The organism is uncultured Adlercreutzia sp. (assembly GCA_910585575.1).
Lineage (GTDB): Bacteria > Actinomycetota > Coriobacteriia > Coriobacteriales > Eggerthellaceae > Adlercreutzia.
The window spans coordinates 1-8146 of the sequence record CAJUFS010000087.1 but is presented as its reverse complement, the minus strand read 5'-3'; the positions used below and the strand labels follow the sequence as shown (position 1 = coordinate 8146).

Annotated in this window: 8 protein-coding genes; 7 read left to right on the top strand and 1 reads right to left on the bottom strand. The window is 63.1% G+C overall.

Annotated features, from left to right (window positions below; translation table 11 throughout):
• From QZ307_RS09965 to gatB, 3 genes are all read left to right on the top strand, one after another.
• On the top strand, positions 1-192 hold a 192-nt coding region (locus QZ307_RS09965), incomplete at its 5' end, for an Asp-tRNA(Asn)/Glu-tRNA(Gln) amidotransferase subunit GatC (RefSeq protein ID WP_295999454.1).
• Positions 192-1685 carry an Asp-tRNA(Asn)/Glu-tRNA(Gln) amidotransferase subunit GatA gene (gene gatA, locus QZ307_RS09960; RefSeq protein ID WP_295999452.1) on the top strand — a complete coding sequence of 498 codons (1494 nt, stop codon included), beginning with the start codon at positions 192-194 and terminating at the stop codon, positions 1683-1685. The genes QZ307_RS09965 and gatA, both read left to right, overlap by 1 nt.
• Positions 1686-3266, top strand: coding sequence for an Asp-tRNA(Asn)/Glu-tRNA(Gln) amidotransferase subunit GatB (gene gatB / locus QZ307_RS09955; RefSeq protein WP_295999450.1), 1581 nt, complete (start codon positions 1686-1688; stop codon positions 3264-3266).
• Positions 3267-3356: 90 nt separating this feature from the next.
• Here gatB and QZ307_RS09950 read toward each other — a convergent pair whose 3' ends face one another.
• Positions 3357-4028 carry a hypothetical protein gene (locus QZ307_RS09950; RefSeq protein WP_295999448.1) on the bottom strand — a complete coding sequence of 224 codons (672 nt, stop codon included), beginning with the start codon at positions 4026-4028 and terminating at the stop codon, positions 3357-3359.
• A 573-nt stretch (positions 4029-4601) separates the two neighbouring features.
• Here QZ307_RS09950 and QZ307_RS09945 point away from each other — a divergent pair.
• The 4 genes from QZ307_RS09945 to QZ307_RS09930 all read left to right on the top strand — a co-directional run bounded on the left by QZ307_RS09945 (position 4602) and on the right by QZ307_RS09930 (position 7973).
• A complete protein-coding gene (locus QZ307_RS09945; protein ID WP_275207425.1) occupies positions 4602-4913 on the top strand; it encodes a holotricin-3 in 312 nt (103 codons plus the stop codon).
• A gap of 238 nt (positions 4914-5151) precedes the next feature.
• Positions 5152-6495, top strand: coding sequence for an AMP-binding protein (locus QZ307_RS09940; RefSeq protein ID WP_275207428.1), 1344 nt, complete (start codon positions 5152-5154; stop codon positions 6493-6495).
• Between the two features lie 155 nt (positions 6496-6650).
• A complete protein-coding gene (locus tag QZ307_RS09935; RefSeq protein ID WP_295999443.1) occupies positions 6651-7307 on the top strand; it encodes a LysR substrate-binding domain-containing protein in 657 nt (218 codons plus the stop codon).
• A 33-nt stretch (positions 7308-7340) separates the two neighbouring features.
• Positions 7341-7973, top strand: coding sequence for a MarR family winged helix-turn-helix transcriptional regulator (locus tag QZ307_RS09930; RefSeq protein ID WP_295999441.1), 633 nt, complete (start codon positions 7341-7343; stop codon positions 7971-7973).
• Positions 7974-8146: the final 173 nt, after the last annotated feature.

Here is an 8146-nt window from a genome sequence, read left to right as displayed (position 1 = left end):
GCGCCCATCACCGAGTTCGACCTCGACGGCGTCGAGCCCACCTTCCATCCCATCGGCGACTTGTCCAACGTCCTGCGCGAGGACAAGATTCGCGGCAGCTTCACCCAGGAAGTAGCGCTGGAGAATGCCCCCAAGCAAGAGGACGGCAGCTTCCTCATCCCCTCCATCCTGGGCGAGGGGGGTGACCGCTAATGGCACGCACCTTCGGAGAAATGAGCATCCGCGAGATCCAGAGCGGCCTGGCGGCCAAGGAGTTCTCGGCGGCCGATGTGGCCCGCGGCACCTTCGAGCGCATTGCCGCGGCCGACGAGACGGTGCACTCGTTCCTGGAAACCACTCAGGAGCTGGCCTTGGATGCGGCAGCCCGCATCGATAAGGCCATTGCCGAGGATCGTCTGGCCGAGATGGGTCCGCTTGCTGGCATTCCGGTGGGCTACAAGGACAACATGAACCTCACGGGCACCCACACCACGTGCTCGTCGAACATGCTGCGCAACTACGTGTCGCCCTATACCGCCACCTGCGTGGAGAACACCCTGCGCGCCGGCGCTTTGCCCATCGGCAAACTGAACATGGACGAGTTCGCCTTTGGCAGCTCCACGGAGACGAGCGCCTTCGGCCCCACCCGCAATCCGTGGGACGTGGAGCGCGTGCCCGGCGGCTCGTCGGGTGGCTCCGCGGCGGCCGTGGCGGCGGGCTTGGTGCCCGTTACCCTGGGCTCCGACACCGGCGGCTCTATTCGCCAGCCCGGCAGCTTCTGCGGCCTGGTGGCCGTGAAGCCCACCTACGGCGTGGTGTCCCGCTACGGCGTGGTGGCTTTCGGCAGCTCGCTGGACCAGGTGGGTCCTTTCGCCCGTACGGTGGAGGATGCGGCGCTCACGTTGAATGCGCTGTCCGGTCGCGACGAGCTGGACTGCACGAGCCAGCCCTGCGATGTGGACTTCACCGCTAACCTGGCCGAGGGCGCGGCTGGCATGAAAATCGGCATTGTGCCCGCATTCATGGAAGCCGAAGGTCTGACCGCCGAGGTGAAGGCCAAGGTGGCCGAGGCCGCCGACCAGCTGCGCAAGCTGGGGGCCGAAATTGTGGAAGTGGAGCTGCCCCACGCCCAGGCAGCCATGAGCGCCTACTACGTGCTGGGTCCCTGCGAGGCCTTCAGCAACCTGGCCCGCTTCGATTCCGTGCGCTACGGCTATTGCGATCCGGGCCATAAGGATCTGGGCAGCCAGTACGAGGCCAGCCGCCACGAGGGCTTCGGTCCCGAGGCGCGCCGCCGCATCATGCTGGGCAGCTACCTGCTGTCTGCGGGCGTGTACGACAAGTACTACTACCCGGCTCAGCAGGTGCGCACCCTCATCACCCAGGATTACACGCGCGCCTTCGAGTCGGTGGACTGCATCCTGACGCCCGTGGCGCCGCGCACCGCCTTCAAGTTCGGCGAGATCGGCGATCCCACGGAAATGTACCTGTCGGACATGTTCACCATCTCCATCAACATTGCGGGTAATGGCGGCATGTCGCTGCCCGTGGGCCTGGGGGCCGACACGGGGCTGCCGGTGGGCGTGCAGCTTATCGCCCCGGCGTTCAAGGACAAGAACATGCTGCGTGCGGCCGCGGCTCTGGAGACCGTGTACGGCGCGGCGCCCGTTGCCCCTGGCTTCGCCGACGGAAAGGCGGGTGCCTAAATGAAAACGCTGGAAGAAGTGTTCGAAACCTGGGAGGCCGTCATCGGCCTGGAAATCCACGCGGAGCTGACCACCCTGGAAACCAAGATGTTCTGCGGCTGCAAGCTGGAGTTCGGCGCCGACCCGAACACCCACACCTGCCCGGTGTGCCTGGGTCTGCCCGGCGCGCTGCCGGTGCCCAACCGCGCGGCCATCGAGTCCATTGTGCTGGCGGGCCTGGCCACCAACTGCGATATCGAGAAGCACTCCATGTTCTACCGCAAGAACTACATGTACCCCGATATGGCGAAGAACTTCCAAACCACCCAGGGCCCCATCGCCTTCTGCATGCGCGGCCATCTGGACCTGGACGTTGACGGCCGCGGGGCCAACGAGCGCTACCGCCTGGACGCGCTCAAGCCCGGCGACACGGACGGCAACATTACCCGTACCGAGGACGGCTACGTGGCCCACGTGGGCATTACGCGCATCCATATGGAAGAGGATGCGGGCAAGATGATCCATCTGGGTGGCGGCGAGGGGCGCATTGCCGGGGCCACTCAGTCCCTGGTGGACTACAACCGCGCTGGCACGCCGCTTATCGAGTTGGTCACCGAACCGGATTTGCGCACGCCGGAGGAGGCGCGCCTGTTCATGCAGAAGCTGCGCCAGATCTACCTGGCCATCGGCATTTCCGACTGCTCCATGGAAGAGGGCTCTCTGCGCTGCGACGGCAACGTGTCGCTGCGTCGTCGCGGTTCCACGGGTCTGGGCACGAAGACCGAGCTCAAGAACATGAACTCCTTCAAGAATCTTCACGACGGCCTGGCCTACGAGATCTGCCGTCAGGCTGAGGTGCTGGAAGAGGGCGGTACCATCTACCAGGAAACCCGTCACTGGGATCCGTCGGCTAAGCGCACCATTGTCATGCGCGTGAAGGAGACGGCCGACGACTACCGTCTGTTCCCTGAGCCCGACTTGGCGCCCTACGATCTGTCCGACGAGTTCATCGAGGGCGTACGTGCCAAGCTGCCCGAGCTGCCCGATCAGAAGGCGGCCCGCTACAGCGCCGACTTCGGGCTTTCGGCCTATGATGCGCGTCACTTGGTGGACCATCGCGCCACGGCCGACTTCTTCGACGAGTGCATGGCTTTGGCCGGCGCCGAGGCCGACGGGTCGAAGTTCGCCAAGCCGCTGGCCAACCTCATCATCAACGACGTGACGGCCTATCTGAACGCCCACGAAGGCGAGGCCCTGTCCGACACGCCGCTGACGGCCGCCCGCGCTCTGGCTCTGGTGAAGCTGCTTACCGCCGATACCATTTCGTCGAAGCAGGCGAAGGAGGTATTCGCCGCCATCATGGACGAGGACAAGGATCCCGACGCCATTGTGGAGGAGCGCGGCATGAAGCAGGTGTCCGACACCGGCGCCATTGAGGCCGTGGTGGATCAGGTTATCGCCGCCAATCCTGATGAGGTGGCTCGCTACCGCGACGGCAACGACAAGCTCATCGGTTTCTTCGTGGGCCAATGCATGAAGGCCATGCGCGGCCAGGGCAATCCCAAGATCATCAACGAGCTTCTGGCGAAGAAGCTGGGGTAGGGAAGCGTCAATCCACTGGTTGCTTTGGGGCGGTTTCGCGGCGACGGCTGCGGAACCGCCTTTTCTTATGGGGATGCGTGGCGCTGCGACCTACAGCGCATCGGGGATGGAGCGCAGGCCGTTTTGGGGCTCGGGAGCCAAGGGGAACCAATACTTCCAAGTTTGGTAGCGCTGGGCGTGGTCGCCGCTGACCGTGCGCGCGTCTTTGAAGGCGTCCTTGGGGATGATGGTGTGCAGTGTGCGGCCGCTGTGGGTGTCGATGTGCACGTCGCCTGCGGCCAGGGCATCTTCAACGAAGTGCAGGCAGTTGTAGGTGAAAAGATCGTAGGTGCCCGGCTGCTTTGCTTTGGCGTCGGCAAAGGCGCGGATGGGCTCGTAGGTGCCTTGGGGCATGGCCAGGGCCAACGCCGCGTCCACGTGCTCGTTCCAGTAATTGCCCGGCTGTCCGTGCTGAATCCAGCCTGAGGCCTTCTGGATGGCGGAGAACGGCACGGGCTTTTCCAGCTGCGCCATGAGGGCCGGCGCTTTCACGGCGTTGCCCTGACGATAGAACGAGTAGGTTTCCAGCGGGCCGCCCACGGGGCCCAGGGCTAAAATGGCGTGGCCTTCGTCAAAAGCCGCCTCCAAGTTGAAGAGCACGTAGGCGGTGTACCAGTGATCAGGGATAATTGCCCAATCGCTAACGGGAATGGCCTCGGCCCGCTGGTCTTGATGCGCATGCTCCAGGGTGATGCGCGTGTCTTCTTCTGCGAACCGATTCATGGTGTCCCTCCGTTTTGGTTGATGCGCGGCGTTGGGCCGCGGTGATGGCGCGCCGCCGCCTTCCATTGTAGGGGGAGGGAACCAAACCCCTGGATTCTGACGCGAACTGAAGCCAAGTTGCCAAAAACGGCTGCTTTGGTTCCCTCGCCTCTTGAGGCTACTTGTTCCGAACTGGGAAAACGTCAAGGCACGGTACCAGACTGCCTTCTTTTGGCGGTCTCGAGGGTATCAAACCGCCTGATCTTGGAACCTTTGCGGCGATTGTGCCGGTTTCGGGAACCAAGCCTCCTGTGTTTGACGAGGGGGCCGGACGGGTGGGAGGACGGGAATGAAGGTGAGAATCGACTATGTCGTCCCGTCGCAGCCGAGGGGGTGCCAAACCGGCCGCTCTTGGAATCTCGCGGGACGTGGCGGCTCGCATGGTGACTCGCGTGACGTATGCGTTACAGGCCCAGGGTCCTTCAGGGGGTCGTACAAGGTCGTGCTAGAATGCCAAACAAAAGCAAGAAGATCATCTTTCCAAAGACGAACAGCGGCTTCGGCGGAAGTTGGCTGTGCAAGGAGGCGCACCCTATGGGTATCTTCAAGGACGAAAACGGGCGCAGCTATGGTGACTGGAGTCACCGCGGCCAAGGGCGCACGCGCGAGAACGCCAATCAAATTGCAACCCATGACGACGAGGGTCCGAAGTGGTACAACCAAACCTTCTGGATCATCTTCTTCTTGGTGGTCATTTGGCCCGTGGGCTTGGTGCTCATGTGGCGCAGCGCTTGCACGTGGAAAACGCCGGTGAAGGTAATTGTCACCATCGTGCTGGCCTTTGTCGTCATCCTGTCTTACCAGATGAGCCAGGCGGTATTGGCTGCTCAGGGAACAATCAGCTAGCCTTTGGCGAAGGGGGCTATCTCTGGCTGTCCGCGCGGCGGCGGGTCGGGGCCGCTTTTACTGCCATCGGTTTGCGCGATGGCGGGCGGGCTTGTTTCCATATGCCGTTTTCCCTTGCCCTGATCGGGCGTTTCTGGTTTCATACTGCATCGTGAAATAAACGGTCGCGCCGTGGGTTCGCGCGCCGTGGCGCCGACGCTTGCCCGGCGGGGCGCCCGAGAGACACGAAGGAGCAGTGATGGCGAAGAAGAACATCCCCTACGACCAGAAGTACTACGATCCGGAAATCGAGTGCATGCCGCGCCCCGAGCTTGAGGCCATGCAGCTCGAGCGCCTGCAGGAGATGGTCCAGTACGCCTACGACAACACGGTGTACTACAAGCGCTCCTTCGACGAGGCCGGCGTGAAGCCCGAGGACATCAAGACTCTGGAGGACCTGCAGAAGTTCCCCTTCATCGACAAGAAGACCGAGCGCGAGACCCAGCACGTGGGCTCGTTCTTCGGCGAGATGTGCTCGGTGCCCGAGGAGGATGTTATCTTCATGGCCACCTCCTCCGGTTCCACCGGCGTACCCACCGTGTCTCCGTTTACCCAGGAGGACTTCGATCTGTGGCAGGACACCGAGGCCCGTCTGTTCTGGCAGGCCGGTATGCGTCCCACCGACCGCTATGTGCACGGCCTGAACTTCGCCCTGTACGTGGGTGGCCCCGACGTTATCGGTGCCCAGCGTTTGGGTGCGCTGGCCATCTGGGTGGGTGCCGTGCCCTCCGACCGCCTGATTTTCGTGCTGCAGCAGTACCAGCCCACCATCATCTGGACGAGCCCGTCCTATGCGTGGACCCTGGGCGAGAAGATCAAGGAAAAGGGCCTCGACCCGCGCACCGACTTCTCCATTCACACCATCATCGTGGCCGGCGAGCCGGGCGGCTCCATCCAGTCCACCCGTGAGGCCATCGAGGACTTGTGGGATGCGAAGGTGGTGGACTTCTTCGGCCTGTCCGACATCTACGGCGCTTGCGCCGCCATGTGCGAGGCGAAGGACGGCCTGCACATCGTGGAGGACCAGATTCTCGTGGAAACCGTTGATCCGGCCACGGGCGAGGTGCTCGAGCCCGGCCAGGTGGGCGAGCTGGTGTACACCACGCTCATGAAGAAGGCCCGTCCCATGATCCGCTTCCGCACGGGCGACATCGGCTACTTCTCCACCGAGAAGTGCTCCTGCGGCCGTACCCTGGGCCGCATCCACATTACTGGCCGCAAGGACGAGATGTTCATCGTGGGCGCCGTGAACGTGTTCCCCTCCGACGTGGAATACGTGGTGCGCGCCGAGAAGGGCCTCACCGGCGAGTACCTCATCCGCGTGTACGACGAGAACTTTTCCACGCGCTACGAGGTGTCCGTCGAGCGCGCCCAAGGTTCCGACGAGCCCTTCGACGCCGTGGCGGCCCGTGTGTCGGCAGCCCTGAAGGCCCACACCGGCGTGAAGCCGGCCAAGGTGCTGGTGTTCGACGCCGGCAAGCTGGGCACTTCCTCCGAGCACAAGGCCAGCCGCTTCATCGACGAGCGCGACAGCGCGAAGTAGGAAAGCGAAATGAGACAAGTCGGCAGGTTGCCTGTCTCTGAGACAGCCAGCCGTCTGACTTGTCTCATGGCGGGGTCGTCGCTGGGCGACGTTGCTCCGCCGCCCTGTTTCCCGTGCTAAGATAACGTATCAACCATTTCGAAAGGGATGCCTTTATGACCGCTTACGACTTCGCTATTTCCGGACAGCACTACCTGTTCGATGTGCAGTCCTTCGCCCACACTGTGCTCGCCGCCGGTGGCGACGCTTATTCCTACGGCTTGCTCGATCGCACCACTCAGGGTGTCATCGACGACGTGGTGTCCGGCACGTCCGAGCTGGGTGTCGTCATGCAGACGTCGGCCACCGCGGATGCGCTGAATGCCGCCCTGGCTGAGGCCGGCCTCACCTTCCACGAGCTGGCCGTCTCGGCGCCTCTGGTGGCGTTGCCGGCAAGCCACCCGCTGGTGAACGCCAAGTCCCTGGCCATCGAGCAGCTGGCCGACTACCCCTATGTGTACTTCGCTCAGGGCGAAGATGCCCCCATCGCCTTCTACGAGGAGGCCCTGGCCGAGGTGCCGCGCGCCAAGAAGGTGGCCTGCACCGACCGCGCGTCGCTCACCGAGCTCATCATGGCCATCAACGGCTACACCATCACGAGCGGCATTCTGGTGGGCATCACCGACGGCAGCGCGCTGACCACCATTCCGCTGAAGACCTCCGTCCAGCTGCATCTGGGCTACGTCACCGCTGACAACCGTGAGCTCACCGTCATGGGCGAGCGCTTCGTCAGCCATCTGAAGCGCAGTTTGGACTACTACGCCCAGGCGTAGCTTTTGCCGCGGCCGCTGCATACCGAGAATACCTTGATCGGCGCCATCGAGGCTCTGTCTGAGACGGAGCGCTTGGTGGCGCCGAGTGGTTTTACGCCCTCCCATATGGCTGTGCTGCAGCTGCTGAGCGTTCGCGAGGGTCTTGGCAACCGCGCCATCGGCGAAGCCCTGGGCTTGTCTGCGCCTACAGTGAGCAGGATCGTGGAGCGTTTGGGGGCGGTGGGTCTCGTGAGGACGTCCATCGATCCGACGGACTTGCGGCGCAATCTCTTCCGCTTGGAGGTGCAGGCTCATGCCATTCTCTTCGAGCTGCGAAAATCACTGCTGCCCCATGGCTTGGACGAGGCGCTGGCGCTTCAGAGCGCCTTGGCGCGCACGGCGCGGCAGACGGGGATCTCTCCTGCGGCGTGCCGTGTTGCGGCGGCATCTCCGCAAGGTGGTGCCACGGTCGGCGAGTTGTCCCGAGCCGCGGGCCTTCGGCAGTCGAGCACATCGACGGCCCTCAAGGCATTGGCGGTAGCCCATATGATGCAGCCGATGGACCGTGGGGGAGAGCAGGATGGCCGCTGCCGTCGCTACACCCTAACTCATCAGGGAAAACTACTTCAGGATACCGTACGTGCCAGTTATAACTTCATCGTAAATGAAAATAGTTTTGCCAATTGACGCTCTGTCGTGCACGGTCTTTTTTCGCCCTCTATACTTCTCGATAACGTTCCGGAACAACGTTATCAGGAGTCCCGCAACGTGCGGGGGAGAGATTTGAAGGGGGAGTTATGGGAGAGAGTCTGACCCGTCGCAATTAGATCGGAAGAGCGTCGTGTAGGGAAAGAGTGTAG

What these genes read in the sequence shown, in the direction of transcription:
- gatA (WP_295999452.1), top strand. Translation starts at nt 192, where the DNA reads ATGGCACGCACCTTCGGAGAAATGAGCATCCGCGAGATCCAGAGCGGC.
- QZ307_RS09940 (WP_275207428.1), top strand. Translation starts at nt 5,152, where the DNA reads ATGGCGAAGAAGAACATCCCCTACGACCAGAAGTACTACGATCCGGAA.
- QZ307_RS09935 (WP_295999443.1), top strand. Translation starts at nt 6,651, where the DNA reads ATGACCGCTTACGACTTCGCTATTTCCGGACAGCACTACCTGTTCGAT.
- QZ307_RS09945 (WP_275207425.1), top strand. Translation starts at nt 4,602, where the DNA reads ATGGGTATCTTCAAGGACGAAAACGGGCGCAGCTATGGTGACTGGAGT.
- QZ307_RS09950 (WP_295999448.1), bottom strand. Translation starts at nt 4,028, where the DNA reads ATGAATCGGTTCGCAGAAGAAGACACGCGCATCACCCTGGAGCATGCG.
- gatB (WP_295999450.1), top strand. Translation starts at nt 1,686, where the DNA reads ATGAAAACGCTGGAAGAAGTGTTCGAAACCTGGGAGGCCGTCATCGGC.